Here is an 18624-nt window from a genome sequence, read left to right as displayed (position 1 = left end):
CCTGTGCCGGTTTCCCAGTTCTCCTCCCAGCATCCCAACAAAAAAGGCGACCCCAAAAAGGGCCGCCTTTTTTACATACCCTGAAAAGAGCAGAAGCTTTACTGAGCCGGAGACACTGCCGGAGCAGACGGCGCAGCAGGGGCTGCCGGCACGGCGGGAGCAGCGGGAACGCCCGGTGCAGCCGGAACGGCAGGCACGGCCGGAACCGTTGCCGCAGCGCCCGCAGCGGCATTGGCTGCATCAGCCGGAGCCTGAACCGGCGCATTCGGGTCCACTGCCGGAGCAGCCGTGTCGTTCAGGATGACGTAGGAAATGGATTCCGTGCGGGTGATGTCGATAACATCGCCAACCTTCAGCGTCGCCATGAAGTCCTGCATCGCCTTGATGCGCAGCACGGCAATGTGAGACTCACCATCCGTCGTCACGAAGGAGAGGGTGTGGGTTGTCAGATCAATGCTCTGCACAGTTGCGCGTTCACGACGGAAGGCTGCAATCACGCCGCGCGGGTGGCCATGCACGTAGCCTTTGGCGGTCGTCAGCGTGGATTCCGGCAGCGGGCTGTCCGGCGGTGCAATCACAGCGCCCAGCGTTTCCACAAAGCGGATGCTCAACTTATCACCCGCATTGACATGCGGCAGATCGCGCACGGCAGAACCGTATTCGATAGTGATGAGGTGACCATTAGCTTCACGCAGCAGCAGCTCACGGGCATCATGGTCAACAGTTTCCACAACGGCCTTGGCGGACTGGTTCTTGAGCAGAACAGAAGCCTGCGCATGGGCTGCTGACGGCAGACCAGCAGCAACAACGCCGCCAACTGTCAGCGCACATGCAGCCATGGACCCTGCAGCCAGAGAAGCAAGACGGGAGACGATAGGATGCAACGCCCTTATCCTTTCTTAAATCAGTCTGACAACACAGGGATGCAGACAGCAGTTACACTGAATTTAGTCTGATACAGGGCCGGCACCATAACACAACCCACGGCCAGCACATTGCTCTACCTCAATGGAGCGTTGGCTGCCCCTGCCCTTTAAACCCGGCAGAAAAAAAGCCCGTCCGGCTTGCACCGGGCGGGCTTTGGGTCTGGCCATGTCTGGTCAGAAAATCAGATTTAGCCGCAGCACTTTTTCTTGCGGAAGAAATAAACCGCCGCAGCAACCAGGCCAGCAATCAGCAGACCGCGCATACAGGGGGATTTCGGGCATTTTACCGGACATTTCGGCATATCAGACTATCCTTGCATTCTTTTTCGTCCACCCGATGTGCCGGGCAGACGTCTCAATCTAACCGATCCGCGGCACTCCGTCATGCGCTAACAGCCGCATGCCAGCGCCTTCGCGCGCACCTCTTTAAAAAACGCCCAGCACACCCCATCGTTCCCGGCCCGCGCTGGCCGGAGGCCGCAAGGGACCTCAGGGCAGCAGAATGGTGCTGCCGGTTGTCTTGCGCGACTCCAGAGCACGATGGGCCTCTGCGGCCTCCGTCAGCGCAAAACGCTGCCCGATTGAAGGCCGCAGCACCCCCTGCGCCAGCGCGCTGAACAAGGTTGCCGCTGAGGCCTGAAGCTCAGATTTGTCCGCAATATAAGTCATTAAGGAAGGCCGGGTGAGATACAGGCTGCCATGCGCGCCCAGCGTCCCCACATTCACACCCGTCACGGGGCCGGAGGCGTTGCCGTAGCTAACCATCAGGCCACGCGGAGCCAGACAGGACAGGCTGGCCTCAAACGTATCCCGCCCGATGCTGTCATACACCACCGGCAGCATGGCGCCGTCTGTCAGCTCCCGCACGCGCTGGGGCAGATTGTCCGTGCCCACCAGCACCTCCGCCGCACCGCAGGCGCGGGCCAGATCAGCCTTTTCCTGCGTGGACGTCACGCCAATAACCCGTGCGCCCAGATGCTTGCCCCACTGGCAGAGCAACTGTCCAACCCCTCCGGCAGCGGCGTAAACCAGAATGGTCTCACCCTTGCGCACCGGATAAACCTGCCGCAGCAGCATGTGCGCAGAAAGCCCGCGGAGAGTCACAGCCGCAGCCGTCTCGAACGACACGCTTTCAGGCAACTCCACCAGACGATCCGCCGCAATGGTCCGATACCGCGCATACCCGCCCGGCACCCCGGCATAGGCGACCCGCATGCCGGGTTTGAGGTCTGTTACATCCGGCCCCACGGCCTCAATCACGCCGGCCCCTTCCGAGCCCGGAATGGCTGGCAGAGACGGAAATTTATAAAGGCCTGAGCGGAAATAGGTATCAATGAAGTTGACGCCAATCGCCTCCTGCCGCAGCAGGACTTCCCCCGCACCCGGCGTAGGCACGGGCAGGCTTTCCACCTTCAGCACATCCGGGCCACCCGTTTCATGCACCCGGATAACGGTGTTGGTTTCATCACTCATGGCAAAATACTCCCTGCGCTGAAAAAGCCTCAACCGGGCCTGAGTTCGTCAAAACCTGAAAGATTTATCCCACCCGTCAGCCAGCCTCAGGCCTTTTTGGTGTCGTCTTCCGCCAGCAGCTGGATCAGGGTTTTCAGGTCCGTGCGGAGAACGCCCATGACAAAGCGCATGATTTCCTCACCCTGCGCGTCATCATCCGGCAGCGCCGTAATGACCCCGGCCGCCACACGATATTCCTCACCCGTGCGGGCCACAACCTCGCTCTCGCAGCGCTGGATAATCCAGTCAAACGCCCGCATCAGGGCGGGGCTGAGCGGGTCTGTCGCCTCGTCCTTCCCCTGCGCAGGCTGATGCTCGGCCAGCAGAACAGCGCGGGTGACCACCAGCGCATCCATCTGCAACTGCCGCAAGGCCTTGGGCAGTTCCGCCAGCATGGGGTCCCGCTTTTCCAGCGGGCGCCAGTGTTCACGCCGCGCTTCCTCCACCGCACTCTGCACTTTGCGCAGAGAGGCCACACTGGCGTCATTCAGATCCTGAATCTGCGCCCAGTCCATTTCATGATTGTGGGCCTGCGTGAGCATCTCGACAATCTGGCGCACAGTGGTCGCCGCATTGCGGAAGGCATCCCGCCGCGCCTGCTCATGCAGCACAACGTAGGTCACGAGCATGGAAACACCCACGCCCATCAGAATGGACAGCACGCGCTCAACCGGCAGCAGATAGGGGTCATTCGGCGTGGCGAACAGGGTCGCGATCATCAGCGTGACCACCCCCATCCGTGTGCCCGGCTTCCAGGATGCCAGAATGGCCAGCGGCACAAAGGCGATCGCAAAGGATTCCCAGAGCGGCCAGTGATACAGCATGAGCGTGATGGGCAGAATGCTGGCCGCAGCACCGATCAACGTCCCGACAAGCTGATACCGCCCGCTGGACAGCGTTTCTGTAATGCTGCTCTGGGTGACAATCACTGAGGTTATCAGCGCCCAGCCCGGTTCCTGCAGATTGGTGATCCACGTCACAAACCCGCACAGCCCGACAGACACCAGAAGCCTGATGGTCTGCCGCACAACCGGGTTCCCAAGCCATGGGGCAGACAAAATTTTAAAATGCATCAAAAGCCCGCTCTGCTTTTATAAGACCGGCAGAAAACGCAGAACCAGCTCAGGGGGTATCCTCACCATTCAGTGGGAACGGCACCCAGCGCAGGCCATCGGCATCATGCACCAGCAGCAGCACGGATTTTTTGTGAGCTTTCTGGGCGTCTTCAATCCGTTTTTTGAGATCTGCCGGGCTGGTCACTTCCGCCTGCTGCACCTCCGTCACCACATCGCCTTCCCGCAGGCCACGATCAGAGGCCAGACCACCGTCCTTCACGGAGGTGACCAGCACCCCTTTCTGGCCGGACGGCAGGCTGTATTTCTGGCGGGCAGCGGCATCCAGCGGCCCGACGGAGAAGCCGAGTTTGGAGAGGCTGACTTCCGCAGCCCCTTTGGGCGTCGCCGCGGGTTTAGCTTCCGGCTCGGCGGCCGGTTCCGGCAGCATGCCGATGGTCACGGGCACATCCACCATCTTGCCATGACGCCACACACCCAGATGCGCCACTGTGCCCACCGGCAACTGGGCAGACAGACGCGGCAGAGCCTTGCCTTCAATCGGCTGGCCATCCAGCGTCTGAATCACATCACCGGTCTGAAGTTTGGCTTTAGCGGCGGGACCATCTTTTTCCACCCCGGCCACCAGCGCGCCGCGTGCCGGGTTCAGGCCCAGACCATCCGCAATATCCTGCGTCACGTTCTGAATGCGCACACCCAGCCAGCCACGGGAGACTTTGCCGGTTTTGCGGAGCTGTTCCACAATCCCGCGCGCCTCGTTGGCTGGAATAGAAAAGCCAATCCCGACCGAACCACCAGATGGCGAGTAAATGGCGGTGTTCACGCCAATAACATTGCCGTCCATATCAAACAGCGGACCACCGGAGTTGCCTTTGTTGATGGGCGCATCCGTCTGGATGAAGTCATCATACGGACCCTGATCAATATTGCGCCCGCGTGAGGAAATGATCCCGGCTGTCACCGTGCCGGACAGGCCGAACGGGTTGCCAATGGCCAGAACCCAGTCCCCCACCCGGCGCTTGTCACTATCCCCAAAATGGACAGCGGGCAGTGGCTTCTTACTTTCCACTTTCAGCAAAGCCAGATCAGTCCGGTCGTCATGCCCCACAGCGCGGGCGGTCAGCACCGTATTGTCCTGCAGCGTGACCGTAATCTTGTCGGCATGGCGGATGACGTGATTGTTCGTCACGATATAGCCCGCCGGATCGATAATGAAGCCAGAGCCCAGTGCCTGCATACGGCGCGGCGGTGCGTCCGGGCTGCTCTGCCGGTTCATGAAGTCATGAAAGAATTTCTCAAAGGGTGAGCCCTGCGGGAAGTTCGGCATCTGGGGGAGCTGGTCATCCCCGCCATCGCCGTCCTCATCATCCTCATCAGAACCGCTTTTGACAGTCTGTGTGGTGGAGACATTGACCACGGCAGGCAGCAACTTCGCGGCCAGATCAGCAAAACTGTCCGGTGCTCCGTTCAGCCGCCCGGCAACCGGAGCTACCGCCTGAGGTGCTGCCGGCAGAGCAGCCCCCTCCGCAGCCCATGCAGCAACCGGGCCGGAAACCCCCGCCAGCAGCAGGCAGGACAGAGAACCGGCACAAAGGAGATGACTGGACAGGCGCATGGGCGACAATACTCTCAAACGTCAGAAATCACATCGGACCTTAGTCTATCGCACGATCCTGTTCCACCGTCAGCCTGTTTCGAACATCAGGCTGGCCGCGCAGCCCGCTGGCGTTTGCGGTAGCCATCCAGCCAGGCGGCCAGCGCGAACAGAATGCTCAGGCCTGCCACATTCACGACAATCTGCAACAGCCAGCCATCGCCAAAGGTGCTGAACAGCAGGCGCGCATACAGATCCAGCACTGTGCCCACCACAAAAATTTCCAGTGAATGCCGCCCCACGCGGGCCAGAAGCTGGCCGGTCCGGCTTTCCGCCGCCCATTTCCGCGCTGCGGCGGAGGACTGCACCAGATAGAAAATGGCCATCACATCCAGCAGGCGCAGGGGGGAGAGCCAGCTTTTTTCCGGCATGATCATTGTGCCAAAAGGCCGCAGATCCGGCAGTCCCCACTGCGCCCAAGGGAAGGCCTGCAGGGCGGAGAACGCCAGATACAGCACACAGCACCCGGCCAGAATATCCAGACGTGGGAAGTCCGCCCCGCGCCGCTCCGTCTCAGCCGACGCAGAGGCCCCGAGGGCGAACAGGAACTGCCAGGCAAACGGGTTGAAATACCAGCCATCCGGGTCCAGCCAGTTGGGCAGGTTCAGGCCGGGATCCAGATTGACAAGCATCCACATGGCACCGGACAGCAACAGCGCCAGAGAGCGGTGGATGCGCATCAGCACATAAAACAGCGGAAACCCGCCCAGAAGGATGATATAAAGCGGCAGGATGTTCAGGTTACTGGGCAGTGCATCAAACATCATGACGCGCCAGACCCAGCTGAGGCCATGCGCCAGTTCCGGTTCCAGAAAATCCACCGGCACCAGCGTATAATGCCGCCAGACCCGTACCGTGATGACATAGACCACCACCATAATGGTCTGGCCGATATAAAGCTGCACACAGCGGCGAAAGATACGCCCCAGACAGACGGCCACCCCGTATTTCCGAAAGCCCCGCCCATAGGCCAGCCAGGACGCATAGCCTGCCAGCAAAACAAAGATTTCCGCCGCATCGGCAAAGCCAATATTCCGCATGGTAAAGCGGTTGAGCAGGTTTTGCGGAATGTGGTCCACAAACATCATCAGCAGCGCCACACCCCGCATGGCGTCAATCCGATGGTCCCGCACGGAGCGGGCCACCGGCGGCGCGGACGGGAGCACGGCGGGGGATGGAACCGGTTTTTCCATAATGGACGGATCGTGCGGCATGGCGCTCATAATAACGGATCGGCCCCTTTTTCCATCAGACTCTGGCGCACACCAGATATTGGGCGACCATTTCCTTCTTTACGCGCCCCGAATGACCGAAAAAAGCGTCAAAACGATGGGGAACCGCAAAACAGCCCCCGCTCTTCCCCCTTGACGGCAGCAGCCTCATGCTGTTGCCAACAGGGCAACAGGCCTCTTGTGCCGCAGAGACAGCCAGAGTCAGGACGAAAAACAGTGGTACACTCTTCCCCCCTCCATCATGATGACGTTGCCCGTGTGCTGGATTCCGTACGGGATGCGCAAACCGGCCACTCCCTGCTGGCCCTGAGCAAGCTGGACGGCTTCCGGCTGGAAGAGGGACGGCTGAGTGTCGCGCTGGCTGTCAGCAAAGAACAGGCCGCCACCCTTGCCCCGCTGTGCAACGAGGCCAAACCCGCGCTGGAAAAACTGCCGGGCGTGCAGACGGCCACCGTCATTCTCACCGCCCATCGCGCCCCTTCCGCCCCCGGTGCGGCCCCCTCCGCCCCGGCACGACCTAAAGCCGGAGGCGGTGGGCATCGTCCGTTTGGTGGCCCCGCCCCGGCCCCGGACGCGCCCGTGCTGCCGAATGTGAAAGCCATCATTGCCGTAGCTTCAGGCAAGGGCGGTGTGGGCAAATCCACCACGGCCACCAATCTGGCCATTGGTCTGGCGCAGGAAGGGCTGCGCGTGGGCCTGATGGACGCCGATATTCACGGCCCTTCCCTGCACCGCATGCTCGGCACGGAAGCCAAGCCGGAAGTGCGGGAAGGCCGCCTGCAACCCATGCAGGTGTGGGGCCTGAGTGCTGTGTCCATCGGTATGCTGGTGGATGAAAAACAGGCCATGATCTGGCGTGGCCCGATGGTAATGGGCGCCATCAATCAGTTTCTGACAGACGTGGACTGGGGCCCGCTGGATGTTCTGGTGGTGGACATGCCGCCGGGCACGGGGGACGCCCAGCTTTCCCTGATGCAGAAAGTGCCACTGGCCGGAGCTGTGATTGTCTCCACCCCGCAGGACATTGCCTTGATTGACGCCCGACGCGGCGTGAGCATGTTTGAGAAAATGAAGGTGCCTGTTCTCGGCCTGATTGAGAACATGTCCTATTTCTGCTGCCCGAACTGCGGGCACAACACAGAACTCTTTGGCCACGGCGGCGCGAAGAAGGAAGCTGAAACCATGGGCGTGCCCTTCCTTGGGGAAGTGCCGTTGCTGGCAGATATCCGCTCTACAGGGGACGCCGGAACCCCGATTGTGGCCAGCGCACCGGATAGCGAAGGGGCTAAAGCCTTCCGCCGCATTGCTCAGGCCACGGCTGCTGCCCTTAAAGACAAACTCACCACGGCAGGCTGACTTTACGAGGCGGGTGCGCCCGCCTCACCCCGCTCAGGCTTAGTGTTTTTTAGCAGGCACTTTCTTACCGCTGGCCGGTTTATTATCGAAGAACGCGCGGCACTTCGGGCTCAGCTTGTCCTTCTTGCGCTCCATGCAGGCGGTAATCTTCTTTTCATTGGGGATCGCCAGCGCGCAGAGCTTGAGCGCATCGCCCTTGCAGGCTTCCGTCTGTTGCTGGCGCAGAGAATCCTCTGCATGGGCCGGGGTCAGCGTGCCGAGCAGCGCCGCGCCACCTGCGGCCAGACAGAGCGTGCGTAAAAATTTTGATGATAAAATAGACATCTCACTGCAATCCATCTTCTGTACAAAAAAGCCCGTCAGCCGCCAAAAACGATGACATTTGTGACGATACAGAAGAGTGCCGCCGCGTCACCACACCTCATGCTGAGAGGCTGACCTGCACAGAAAGCAAGGAACTTGACGATTCTGTCAAATTTTAGTGAAGGCAGAGTGTCTTATGGCTATCCGGCCCCTGGGTTTCACACACATGCAAATGCTGGGGCTTCATATCCTTCGGAGCCGTAAAAAACAGATACACCCACACACCCACCAGCAGGGCCGCCACCACAATAAAGGGCGTGAAGTTTGGCAGGCGGTCGGATGGCGGACGCAGCCCTTTCAGGTCATCCGACGTCGCCAGAAAAGGGGAGGATGCTGGCTTTGCGCCCTCATCCTCTACAAACGGTTCGTCATGGAATGAAGAGTCCTTCATGGGCTGGAAATCAGCCTTTCAGGACCGCCATCATTTCATCCCACTCGCGCTTGCTCAGGCCAGAGCCGGCCTGCTCTACCTGCTCACCCGCCAGCATGCGGCGCACAATTTTCAGCATTCCGGCAGAGAACGTCACCGCACCGCGGCGATAATCCTCAAACGCCGCCGCCGTCTGCGGCACCCACGCGTGCAGGATCTTCAGCATGGCTTCTGCATAGACGCGGATTTCATACTGCGCATGCGGGTCCAGCCGCAGGGCCAGAAAGTGCATCAGGTTGTGCAGGTCGATCTTCCAATACCACTGGGTATAGGTGTTGACCGTCAGATTGATGCGCGCCAGTTCACGGGCCAGACCGTAGCCGTCCCCTTCCGTGCTCAGCATGGTCTCATAATTGCGATAGGTGCGGATGGCGTCATCCCGCAGGATGTCCATCACCGCTGCCGCATCATCCGGAGCCAGCACATCGCCACGGCCCTGACGGTTCACGGCACTCTGGGCGGCCATGTGTTCCGGCGCGGGGATGTAGAATTCGCTGTCGAGAATCGAATAGCGGGCAGAATATTCATTCACGCTGGCCATCCGGTGACGGATCCACTGCCGCGCCACAAAAATCGGCAGTTTGACGTGGAATTTCATCTCGCACATTTCAAACGGCGAGGAATGGCGATGCCGCATCAGATAGCGGATCAGCCCGGCATCTTCAGACACCTTGCGGGTGCCGCGCCCATAGGAGACACGCGCTGCCTGCACAATGGCGGAATCATCCCCCATATAGTCGATCACCCGCAGGAATCCGTGGTCGAGCACTTCCTGCGGTTCATACAGCATGGCCTCCAATGCCGGCACCGTGGGGCGGCGAGTGGAGCTGGTTTCTTGGGCGTGCGCCGCAATTTCGGCGCGCTGGGCATCGGTCAGTGACATGCCTTCTCCCTAGCGCAAAATACACTGGGCGAAAATGCCTGATCTCACGCAACAGCGCTCTCCCGCCTCATCATAAGAGAAATTTATAAATTAATAATGTTATTCAATTAGACGGCATCAACCAGAGTATGACACGCAGGCAGAGAAAGCACTGACCTCCTTACTCTCAATAAAAACACAAAATTAATTATAACGAAGTCGAACGGATACTTCAGGTATGGGTCAATTTTTCTCCTCCGTGCTGCCGTTTACGGCACGGGGCGGCTACACGTCTTTCTTATCTCTGGCTGTTGGCCTGGGGGCCGTCTGTGGCATCCTTGCCAGCCTGACGCTGACAGGTCTGATAGCGCCCGCGGCTCTCCCCGCCATTGTCGCTCCCATAGGCGCCTCTTCCGTTCTGGTTTTTGCTATTCCGGCAAGTCCGCTGGCAAAACCGTATGCCGTTATCATGGGAAATGTTTTGTCCGCCGCAATCGGGGTGCTGGTCAGCATCGCCATCCCGCATCAGATGCTTGCTGCGGGGCTGGCTGTCGGGCTGGCCATCATGGTGATGACTGCGACTCGTTCACTTCACCCTCCCGGTGGGGCCGCGGCCTTAACAGCCGTTCTGCTACATCCCTCTTCAGCCGGACCGACCGCTGCCCTCCTGTTTCCACTGGTTCCGGTTGGGCTTAATTCGCTCATTCTGGTCTGTGTGGGCATAGCGTTTCACCGGCTTTCTGGCCGTAGCTACCCTCATCACGCCATGCCCCTTTCACCCACGACAGAAACCGCAACCGAACTGCGTCGGGAGGATATCCTCGCCGCACTTCATAAAACCGGTGAAGCCTTTGACATTGAACTCGAAGATCTGGAGCGCCTGCTCACACTGGCTGAGGAACACAGGGACGGGCGAGGCGCCGTCCGTATTGCGCCAGACTAAACGCGTCGTGCTGCGGGCAGATGTCCTCTTTCTCTGCTCTTGCAATCCGCCCCCGTGCTCCTTATGTTCATCAGTGCCGGAGGGGCTTGCTCCTTGGCTATGGTGATAAACGGAACGTGGAATAATCGTTGTGGACCCGGGGGCAGTACCCGGCGTCTCCACCAATTCAATCCGGCCTTGCGGCTCGGATAGATGGGGACGAAACAGGCTCGACACGCGTGGTAAAGACCTTCCTTTTGCCCGGCATTGTACCGCCGTTATCGGGCTAAACTTACAAGTGCCAATGATAACACTGAGGTGCTCGCTGTCGCTGCATAAGCGATAAGCGCGGTTCGGGAGGGCACCGGGCAACAGAAGCCCTCCCACTTTACAGCCATGAGATGAGCCGGACTCAGCCCCTACAGTCCCGCACCCGGCAATACCCCAAAAAGCCCCGTCGCGCACAGGTCAAGCATAGTTGATCGTCATCCGGCAGACCCTTCGGCCTCCTGCCGTGTTGCAGAATCATAACTTGCCGCCTTGCACTTCCCCCCTCTTTCACGCATGGCTGACGGTAGAGTGATATTCAAGACGTCGGCACGTCCAACCGGCGCGAGCGAGGAGAGCTTTCATGGCGGATGACCACGATAACACCCCGGAAAATGGCACTTTTCCGCCCGAAAGCCTGCTGCCGTATGAAACATGGCTGGAAGACGCCTATCGCGGCGTGATGCTGAGCGCGCTTGAGTATGTGAGTCGTGAAGGCCTTGCGGGCGAACATCACTTTTACCTGACATTCCGCACGGACGTCCCCGGCGTGGTGATCCCGGATCGTCTGCGTGCACAGTATCCGCATGAGATGACCATCGTGCTGCAGCACCAGTTCTGGGATCTGAACGTGGACCGCACAGCCGGCAAGGCCTCTGTCGGTCTGTCCTTTGGCGGTGCGGGCTCCATTCTGGAAATTCCCGTGCGCGCCTTTACCGGTTTTGCAGACCCCTCCATCCATCTCAGCCTGCATTTCATGGCGGCGGAACCGGCAGAAGAGCCCGCACCCGAAACAGACGCCACCCCAGCCCCGTCGGCCGGGAAAGAGGCTGAAGGCTCAGCGGAAAGTGACACCTCCTCACAGGTTGTCAGTCTTGACGCCTTTCGCAAGAAGGGGCCATCACCCGGTTAAGCCCCACTTTTCGGGGCAGGCCGACGGAGAGTTCAGCACATCATGACCAGCCAGCCCCCTCGCCCCCCGGTACCCGCCTTCACCTATTCCCCCATTTTTCCGCTGGGGGAGGACACAACGTCCTATCGGAAGGTGGATATCGCCGGTGTCAGCACATCGGAATGCTGCGGAAAGACCATCCTGCACATCACGCCGGAAGCTCTGACGGAGTTCACGGCGCAGGCCTTTCATGAAGTCGCGCATTACCTGCGCCCTGCCCACCTCAAACAGCTCGCCAGCATCCTCAAGGATCCCGAAGCCTCGGACAATGACCGCTTCGTGGCGCTGGACCTGCTGAAAAACGCCTGCATTGCCGCAGGCGGCGTGCTGCCCATGTGTCAGGACACAGGCACCGCCATTGTCTTTGGCAAAAAGGGCCAGCGCGTGTGGGTGGAAGGCGATGAGGAAGTCGCGTTCTCCAAAGGCGTGTATGAAACCTACACCCGCACCAGCCTGCGCTATTCACAGATGGCGCCCCTCAGCATGTTTGAGGAAAAGAACACCGGCACCAACCTGCCCGTGCAGTGCGATATTTTCGCCAGCCCCGCCACGCATCATGATGAACAGTTTGACCTGATGTTTGTGGCCAAGGGCGGCGGCTCAGCCAACAAGACCTTCCTGTTTCAGGAAACCCGCGCCCTGCTCGGCTCCGAGCAGAAGCTGCTGGACTGGCTGGATGTAAAAATCAAAACCCTCGGCACGTCCGCCTGCCCGCCTTACCATCTGGCCATTGTGATTGGCGGTATGTCTGCCGAGCAGACGCTCAAGACCGTCAAACTGGCTTCCACCCACTGGTATGACAGCCTGCCCACCAGCGGCAGCATGACAGGCCATGCCTTCCGGGATGTGGAGATGGAACAGAAGGTTCTGGAACTCACCCGCAAGCTGGGCATTGGCGCACAGTTTGGCGGCAAATATTTCTGCCACGATGTCCGCGTAATCCGCCTGCCGCGCCACGGTGCGTCCCTGCCGGTGGGCATGGGCGTCTCCTGCTCGGCAGACCGGCAGATCAAGGCGCGCATCACGGCAGAGGGCTTCTTTCTGGAAGAGCTGGAGCATGACCCGGCCCGCTTCCTGCCGGAAACGACAGATGAGCATCTGGAAGGCGAGGCCGTAAAAATCGACCTTAACCGTCCGATGGATGAAATCCGCAAGGAACTCTCGCGCTATCCGGTCAAAACCCGCCTTGCCCTCACCGGCACCGTCGTCGTGGCGCGTGACATTGCCCACGCCAAATTCCGGGAACGGCTGGAACGCGGTGAAGGCCTGCCGCAGTATCTGAAAGACCATCCGGTTTATTACGCTGGCCCCGCCAAAACGCCGGAAGGCATGGCAACCGGCTCCTTCGGCCCCACCACGGCGGGACGCATGGATTCCTACGTGGCTGAACTTCAGGCTGGTGGCGGCTCTTACATCATGCTGGCCAAGGGCAACCGCTCCAAAGCTGTGAAGGACGCCTGCCAGACCTATGGCGGCTTCTATCTCGGCTCCGTAGGCGGGCCGGCAGCCCGGCTGGCGCAGGACTGCATCCGTAAGGTTGAAGTGCTCGAGTATCCCGAACTGGGCATGGAAGCCGTGTGGAAAATTGAGGTCGAGGACTTTCCCGCCTTTATTGTTATCGACGACAAGGGGAATGACTTCTACGCTGAACTCAGCTGAACATTAAAGGAGCTGTGTTGACCTCATGCGCTTTACTGTTGACCGGATGGACCATGCGGTCCTGACCGTAAGAGACCTCGAAATTTCCGCCTCCTGGTACCAGCGTGTGCTGGGCATGGAGCGCGAGGAATATGGGCGCAATAACCGCACAGCTCTGCGTTTTGGCGGGCAGAAGCTCAACCTTCGCCCGCAGGACGCAACCGGGTGGGAGACCGCCGTGCATGCCCTGCCCGGCGGGAACGATTTGTGTTTTGTCACCGCCGTAACCAGTGACGACGTGGTTGAACATCTGGAAAAATGCGGCGTCAGCGTTGTGCAAGGCCCCGTAGCCCGGCTGGGCGCACTGGGGCCGATCACATCCGTTTATTGCCACGACCCGGACCAGAATCTGATCGAGATTGCGTCTTATCAGGGATAAGCGTCTCTCCCATCAAAGTCTGGAACCGGCTGTGATAATAACCCGGTCTCACCTGACTAACTTTGCAAACGAAAGTCAGCCCGACTGCTGCTGCCCACTCTGAGCCGAATGCTGCGCATTGGCATGCTGGCTTGCGGGTGCAGAAACCTCTGCCTCGTTCCCAAGCCAGCCACCCCGGAAACCTGCTTTCAGCAAGCCCTGCCGGATAGCGGGGTTCCGCTTCATGGTGTTCCACACCAGTCCGCTGCGCCAGTTTTCAATCATCAGCAAAATCGGTCCCTGATCGATGCCCAGATAGGCTGTGTCAGACCAAAACGACTTGTCTGCGGTATGGAAGCTGGGGTTGAACGCATCCACAAACCCGTAGCGGCTATAAATATGATTACCGTAGCGATGTTTCATTTCCCGCAGAGCAGGAATGGCAATTTCCGGCGCAAAGGCTACGGAGCCACCCGCTGCCGTCGGGGCAATGGTACCATCATCCTGCGTATAGTCACGCCCTGTCCCACGTGCGGAATAGGACATGAAGTGGCGCGGCGTACCGCCAACTGTCTGCGTCAGCTCACCCGGCCCGTCACTGGCCGTCAGGCCCCAAACATCTTTCCCGTAATCCTGCCATTTGCCGGGGTTGGTCATGGCGTAGGTGCGCTGGGCGTAAGTGGCACGGCGGCTATTTTCAAAATAGTCGATGCCTTTTTCCCTGTTCCAGTCATCCTGAATTCCCCGGAAATCAATCCAGGAATGGGTGTACTGATGCCCGAAAAGTGGTGCAAAATTCAGCATCGTCTGGCCGTAATACTCGCCCCAGCGCCGATCATTCGTCGTCAGCCATGCCTGCCATGAGGCTGGTTCCAGCGGATGCTTCTGCGAGCCAAGGGCCAGAATATAGGCCATCATGCCTTCACTATAGCCTTCCCAGTAATTGGGCAGGAACTGATGCTCAGGTGACCACCCCATGCTCAGCCGCATATCTGGCCGACGCATCCACGCCCAGTCAACATTCTGATAAAGCTTATTAGACAGACTACGAATTTCCGCTTCCTGCGGCGTATTCTGTGTATAATAGCTTTCCGTAAACAGAATACCCTGCATCAGCAAAGCCGTATCAATGCTGGACAGTTCAATATCTTTATTAAAACGCAGGCCGGTCTTGTTGTTCAGGAAATGATAGAAAAAGCCGTGATAGCCTGAGGCATTTTCTGCACTGTCATTCTGCGGCAATTTCGCAAGATAACGCAGCGTATTCAGCGTGCGCTCTATGGCCTGCTGGCGGGTAATGTAGCCACGTTCCGCCCCAATGCCATAGGCGGTCAGACCAAAGCCGATGGACGCCACACTGGCCTGCGTCTGGTCAGACGGATAACGGTCCGGCACCAGCCCGGTCTGCGCATCACCAGCTTCCCAGAACCAGAGAAACGTGCGGTGCTCCAGATCCTCAATCAGCGCCATATCAGTGCGGGTGGGTTTGAATACCACGCTGGTGGAAAGACGGGCAGCCTGTCGCTGCTGGCTAGCGGACGGTGGGGCGGGAATGGCCGCCGCACTTTGTGGGGAGGACTGTTGTACATCCGCTGCCTGTGCAACCACAGGATGTGCAGTCAGCCCACCGACAACAGCCAGCAGGCTAACTCCAAGGGTCAGCCTCTGGGCATAGAGGGGAACCGGTCGGCAGGCACGGCGGAAAGACGAGACAAAGCGCGAAGGCAAGAAAAACCAGTCTGGCAGCATAACGACCAAAGCCCACCCTATGAAAGCATCAAGAGCAACATGAACATCCCTGTTCGCTGGCTATCTCACCAACCAAAAGGGGCATATCCATGTCATACGCCAGCGGAAAATATGTTTTTTCAGAAGAACATTTTTTCTGCCTGACCGGTTTTACAGTTTTTTGAAAAAACGCAGACCATACGCTTCTGCATGGCCTGCATGCCCCGCTTGCAGGCACAAAAATGAGCAAATCATGACAAAGGTTTTATGAAAGACCGTAACGGAAAATATTCAGGTCTTCATACGCAATATCGGGTTTCTTGCCAGACATGACATCCGCCAGAACCCGACCAGACCCACAGGCCATGGTCCAGCCCAGCGTACCATGACCGGTATTGAGGAACAGATTTTCCAACCCGGTACGACCAATAATGGGCGTGCCATCCGGCGTCATGGGGCGCAGGCCTGTCCAGAAGGACGCACCCGGCACATCACAGCACTCCGGGAACAGATCCGTTACGGAATGTTCCAGCGTCGCCCGGCGCGGAGCGCGCAGGCGGCGGCTGAACCCGGCAAGCTCTGCCGTGCCCCCCACACGCACACGATCACCCAGACGGGTAATGCCGATTTTAAAGGTCTCATCCATAATGGTGGAAACCGGCGCACGGTCGGCCTGCGTGATATTTGCTGTCAAAGAGTAGCCTTTTACCGGATAGATCGGCAGCTTCATTCCCAGAGAGCGCACCAGAGCCGGAGAGAAGCTCCCCAGGGACAAAACATAGGAATCTGCCGTCAGCACACCGTTGCTGGTGTCCACCCCGGTAATCCGGCCACATTCGGATAACAGCTGTTTAATACGGGTGTTATACAGAAATTTTACACCCGCTTCTTCCGCCATTTTGGCCAGACGCTGCGTGAACTTGAAGGCATCCCCCGTTTCATCACCCGGCAGACGCAGGCCACCGACAATCTTGTTGGCGGCATCCGCCAGCCCGGGTTCAGCCTGCACACAGGCAGCGCGATCCAGAACTTCGTAGGGCACCTGATACTGTTTGAGAACAGCGATATCCTGTGCGGCACCATCAAGCTGCTTCTGGGTGCGGAAGACCTGCAGGGTGCCCTGCTGGCGGTCATCATATTCAATGCCCGTTTTTGCCCGCAGGTCCATCATCACGTCGCGGCTATATTCCGCCAGACGCACCATGCGGCCTTTGTTCCGGTCATAAGCCGCAGACGTGCAGTTTTCCAGCATCTGCACCAGCCATGACCACAAATGCGGGTCCGGCATCGGCCAGAACACAAATGGGCGATATGCCATCATCAGCCATTTGATGGATTTCAACGGCACACCCGGGCCAGCCCACGGTGCAGAATAGCCGGGGGACACCTGCCCGGCATTGGCAAAGCTGGTTTCCATACCGGCTTCCGGCTGGCGTTCCACCACCGTGACCTCATGCCCCGCCTGCGCGAGATACCAGGCAGATGTCACACCCACAACACCACCACCAAGAACAATAACCTTCATGGCAACCACCTTTTAATTTTTTGAAAATTCAGATGTTCTGTTCGGTCTTTTCGTAAACGCGATGATAGCGTCGCCCGAGTGAGGTCAGCACTTCATACCCTATGGTGCCTTCCGCCTCAGCCACGGCATCCACCCCGTAAGAGGCATTCAGCAGATCCACCGTATCATCTGCGGTAATCTGCCCTTCCGGAATATGGGAAATGTCCACGGTCATGGAATCCATTGAAATACGACCGAGAATGGGCAAACGCTGGCCGCCAAACCACGCACAGCCCTTGCCAGCCCCTTGCCGCGCAAAGCCATCCGCGTAGCCTGTGGCAATGGTTGCGACCCGCCGCGGGCCATCCGCCTGCCATGTCAGCCCGTATCCCACCCGGTCTCCTTTAGAGAGCTGACGAATTTGCAGGATATGCGCCTGAAGTTTCACAACAGGCGCCAGCGGATTGGGGCCAGATGTGTTGGGCGCAATGCCATACAAAGCCGCACCGGGACGGACGAGGCTCTGGTGAAACGCCTGCCCCAGAAAAATACCTGAGGAGGCAGCGAGACTGAGCGGCGCTTTTGGCAACAGAGCGGCATAGGTCTGCAAGGTCTGAAGCTGTTCCGCATTGGCCGGGTTCTCAGGCGTATCTGCACAGGCCAGATGGCTCATAATCAGGCTGAGCGAAATGCCTCGCAACCGCTCGGGCTCACGCGCCAGCATGCGAACATCCGCCCCGGAAAGCCCAAAGCGGGACATACCGGTATCCAGCTGCAAAGCTGCATCAAGCGGGCGACCAAGCTTGTCCGCCAGCGCCTGCAACTGGCTCACCTGTTCCAGAGAATTCAGAACCGGGCGCAAACCAGACTGCACACAGTCTTCCGCAGCCTCAGGACGTGCCCCATGCAGAACCGTAATCTGTGCTGTGGGTGAGACCCATTGACGCAGAGCAAGACCTTCATCCACATGCGCCACAAAGAAGTGCCGCGCCCCGGCCTGCTCCAGCACGGGGGCGACCTGTGCGGCACCCAGCCCATACGCATCAGACTTCACCACGGCCGCACAGAGCGCGCCGGGCGTTCTGGCATCCAGCAGACGATAGTTTGCTGCAATGGCCGCGAGATCAATCGTCAGAACAGCGCCGGCCCGATGAGCCGGCCAGTTGGGAGAAACAGAAACACAGGAAGACGCCACAGCAACCACCCAGGACATTTCGATCCCAAAACCTTAACAAAAAGCCGATGGCATATCCTGTCGATCAGTCGCATAAAATGCGACATATGCAGCATAATTCTCTATAAAATGCGTAAAAAAGCAGGATATCGCCTTATGATCTTCGACCGCCTGACAGACTCGATTCTGCGCCACCTTCAGCATGACGGGCGCATGAGTAATGCCGAGCTGGCCCAGAAAGTTGGCCTCTCCCCGTCCGCTTGTCTGCGTCGGGTAAAAATTCTGGAACAGGAAGGGGTTATTCAGGGTTATCGCGCCATTATTGATAAAAACGCGGTCCACAGCATGTCCACCGTCATTGTGCAGATCACGCTGGAACGCCAGACAGACGACTGCCTACGCCGCTTTGAAAGCCGCGCGCGGGAATGCCCGGACGTGAAGGAATGCTACCTGATGACAGGCGATGCTGACTACCTGCTGCGCGTAGAAGCGCGCGATATGTCAGACTATGAGCGTATTCATAAAGAAGAATTATCCCGGATGCCGGGTGTGGTGCGGATTCAAAGCAATTTTGCAATCCGCCCCGTTGTTCAGCCCTGGAAGAGCTGAACAG

17 protein-coding genes and 1 other RNA gene are annotated in these 18624 nt (G+C 58.9%); 7 read left to right on the top strand and 11 right to left on the bottom strand.

From position 1 onward, the window contains the following. Window positions 1-98 precede the first annotated feature (98 nt). From ACHQGU_RS01365 to ACHQGU_RS01345, 5 genes are all read right to left on the bottom strand, one after another. Window positions 99-839 (bottom strand): hypothetical protein, encoded by a 741-nt coding sequence (locus ACHQGU_RS01365; RefSeq protein ID WP_395495623.1) that lies wholly within the window; start codon window positions 837-839, stop codon window positions 99-101. Between the two features lie 576 nt (window positions 840-1415). Further along, window positions 1416-2399: a quinone oxidoreductase family protein gene (locus ACHQGU_RS01360; RefSeq protein ID WP_395495622.1), complete on the bottom strand. Its 984-nt coding sequence runs from the start codon at window positions 2397-2399 to the stop codon at window positions 1416-1418. A gap of 86 nt (window positions 2400-2485) precedes the next feature. Next, complete coding sequence (locus ACHQGU_RS01355; protein ID WP_231866218.1) at window positions 2486-3511, bottom strand: aromatic acid exporter family protein; 1026 nt, start codon at window positions 3509-3511, stop codon at window positions 2486-2488. Between the two features lie 49 nt (window positions 3512-3560). After that, window positions 3561-5126 (bottom strand): DegQ family serine endoprotease, encoded by a 1566-nt coding sequence (locus ACHQGU_RS01350; RefSeq protein ID WP_395495621.1) that lies wholly within the window; start codon window positions 5124-5126, stop codon window positions 3561-3563. A gap of 86 nt (window positions 5127-5212) precedes the next feature. Further along, a complete protein-coding gene (locus ACHQGU_RS01345; protein WP_395496354.1) occupies window positions 5213-6358 on the bottom strand; it encodes an OpgC family protein in 1146 nt (381 codons plus the stop codon). Window positions 6359-6613: 255 nt separating this feature from the next. On the opposite strand from ACHQGU_RS01345, the gene ACHQGU_RS01340 reads away from it, so the two are divergent. Next, window positions 6614-7753: a P-loop NTPase gene (locus ACHQGU_RS01340; protein ID WP_395495620.1), complete on the top strand. Its 1140-nt coding sequence runs from the start codon at window positions 6614-6616 to the stop codon at window positions 7751-7753. Between the two features lie 39 nt (window positions 7754-7792). Here the strand turns inward: ACHQGU_RS01340 and ACHQGU_RS01335 are convergent, their stop codons facing one another. The 3 genes from ACHQGU_RS01335 to thyX form a co-directional block, all read right to left on the bottom strand. Then, window positions 7793-8077, bottom strand: coding sequence for a hypothetical protein (locus ACHQGU_RS01335; RefSeq protein WP_062141009.1), 285 nt, complete (start codon window positions 8075-8077; stop codon window positions 7793-7795). Between the two features lie 154 nt (window positions 8078-8231). After that, the gene (locus ACHQGU_RS01330; protein ID WP_395495619.1) at window positions 8232-8507 is read right to left on the bottom strand and encodes a hypothetical protein; all 276 of its coding nucleotides are present in this window, start codon (window positions 8505-8507) and stop codon (window positions 8232-8234) included. 10 nt (window positions 8508-8517) lie between these two features. Then, window positions 8518-9429, bottom strand: coding sequence for an FAD-dependent thymidylate synthase (gene thyX / locus ACHQGU_RS01325; protein ID WP_061507791.1), 912 nt, complete (start codon window positions 9427-9429; stop codon window positions 8518-8520). A 217-nt stretch (window positions 9430-9646) separates the two neighbouring features. On the opposite strand from thyX, the gene ACHQGU_RS01320 reads away from it, so the two are divergent. From ACHQGU_RS01320 to ACHQGU_RS01300, 5 genes are all read left to right on the top strand, one after another. Next, complete coding sequence (locus tag ACHQGU_RS01320) at window positions 9647-10351, top strand: HPP family protein (RefSeq protein ID WP_395495618.1); 705 nt, start codon at window positions 9647-9649, stop codon at window positions 10349-10351. A gap of 35 nt (window positions 10352-10386) precedes the next feature. After that, window positions 10387-10718: a transfer-messenger RNA gene (ssrA, locus tag ACHQGU_RS01315) on the top strand. Window positions 10719-10961: 243 nt separating this feature from the next. Then, complete coding sequence (locus ACHQGU_RS01310) at window positions 10962-11510, top strand: SspB family protein (RefSeq protein WP_395495617.1); 549 nt, start codon at window positions 10962-10964, stop codon at window positions 11508-11510. 42 nt (window positions 11511-11552) lie between these two features. After that, window positions 11553-13208 (top strand): fumarate hydratase, encoded by a 1656-nt coding sequence (locus ACHQGU_RS01305; protein WP_395495616.1) that lies wholly within the window; start codon window positions 11553-11555, stop codon window positions 13206-13208. Window positions 13209-13233: 25 nt separating this feature from the next. Further along, window positions 13234-13626, top strand: coding sequence for a VOC family protein (locus ACHQGU_RS01300; RefSeq protein WP_043549369.1), 393 nt, complete (start codon window positions 13234-13236; stop codon window positions 13624-13626). A 75-nt stretch (window positions 13627-13701) separates the two neighbouring features. On the opposite strand, the gene ACHQGU_RS01295 is transcribed toward ACHQGU_RS01300, so the two are convergent. The 3 genes from ACHQGU_RS01295 to alr all read right to left on the bottom strand — a co-directional run bounded on the left by ACHQGU_RS01295 (window position 13702) and on the right by alr (window position 18050). After that, window positions 13702-15213 carry a glucoamylase family protein gene (locus tag ACHQGU_RS01295; protein WP_395496353.1) on the bottom strand — a complete coding sequence of 504 codons (1512 nt, stop codon included), beginning with the start codon at window positions 15211-15213 and terminating at the stop codon, window positions 13702-13704. Between the two features lie 385 nt (window positions 15214-15598). Then, on the bottom strand, window positions 15599-16858 hold the full coding sequence (locus ACHQGU_RS01290) for a D-amino acid dehydrogenase (protein WP_395495615.1): 1260 nt from the start codon (window positions 16856-16858) through the stop codon (window positions 15599-15601). Window positions 16859-16886: 28 nt separating this feature from the next. Beyond that, window positions 16887-18050 carry an alanine racemase gene (gene alr / locus ACHQGU_RS01285; RefSeq protein WP_395495614.1) on the bottom strand — a complete coding sequence of 388 codons (1164 nt, stop codon included), beginning with the start codon at window positions 18048-18050 and terminating at the stop codon, window positions 16887-16889. 117 nt (window positions 18051-18167) lie between these two features. On the opposite strand from alr, the gene ACHQGU_RS01280 reads away from it, so the two are divergent. Continuing rightward, window positions 18168-18620: an Lrp/AsnC family transcriptional regulator gene (locus ACHQGU_RS01280; RefSeq protein WP_061502361.1), complete on the top strand. Its 453-nt coding sequence runs from the start codon at window positions 18168-18170 to the stop codon at window positions 18618-18620. Window positions 18621-18624 lie beyond the last annotated feature (4 nt).

It is taken from the genome of Acetobacter sp. KSO5 (assembly GCF_044094635.1).
GTDB classification, from domain to species: Bacteria; Pseudomonadota; Alphaproteobacteria; order Acetobacterales; family Acetobacteraceae; genus Acetobacter; species Acetobacter cerevisiae.
Note: the sequence above shows the minus strand (reverse complement) of the source record. Positions and strands in the feature narration are given on the sequence as shown.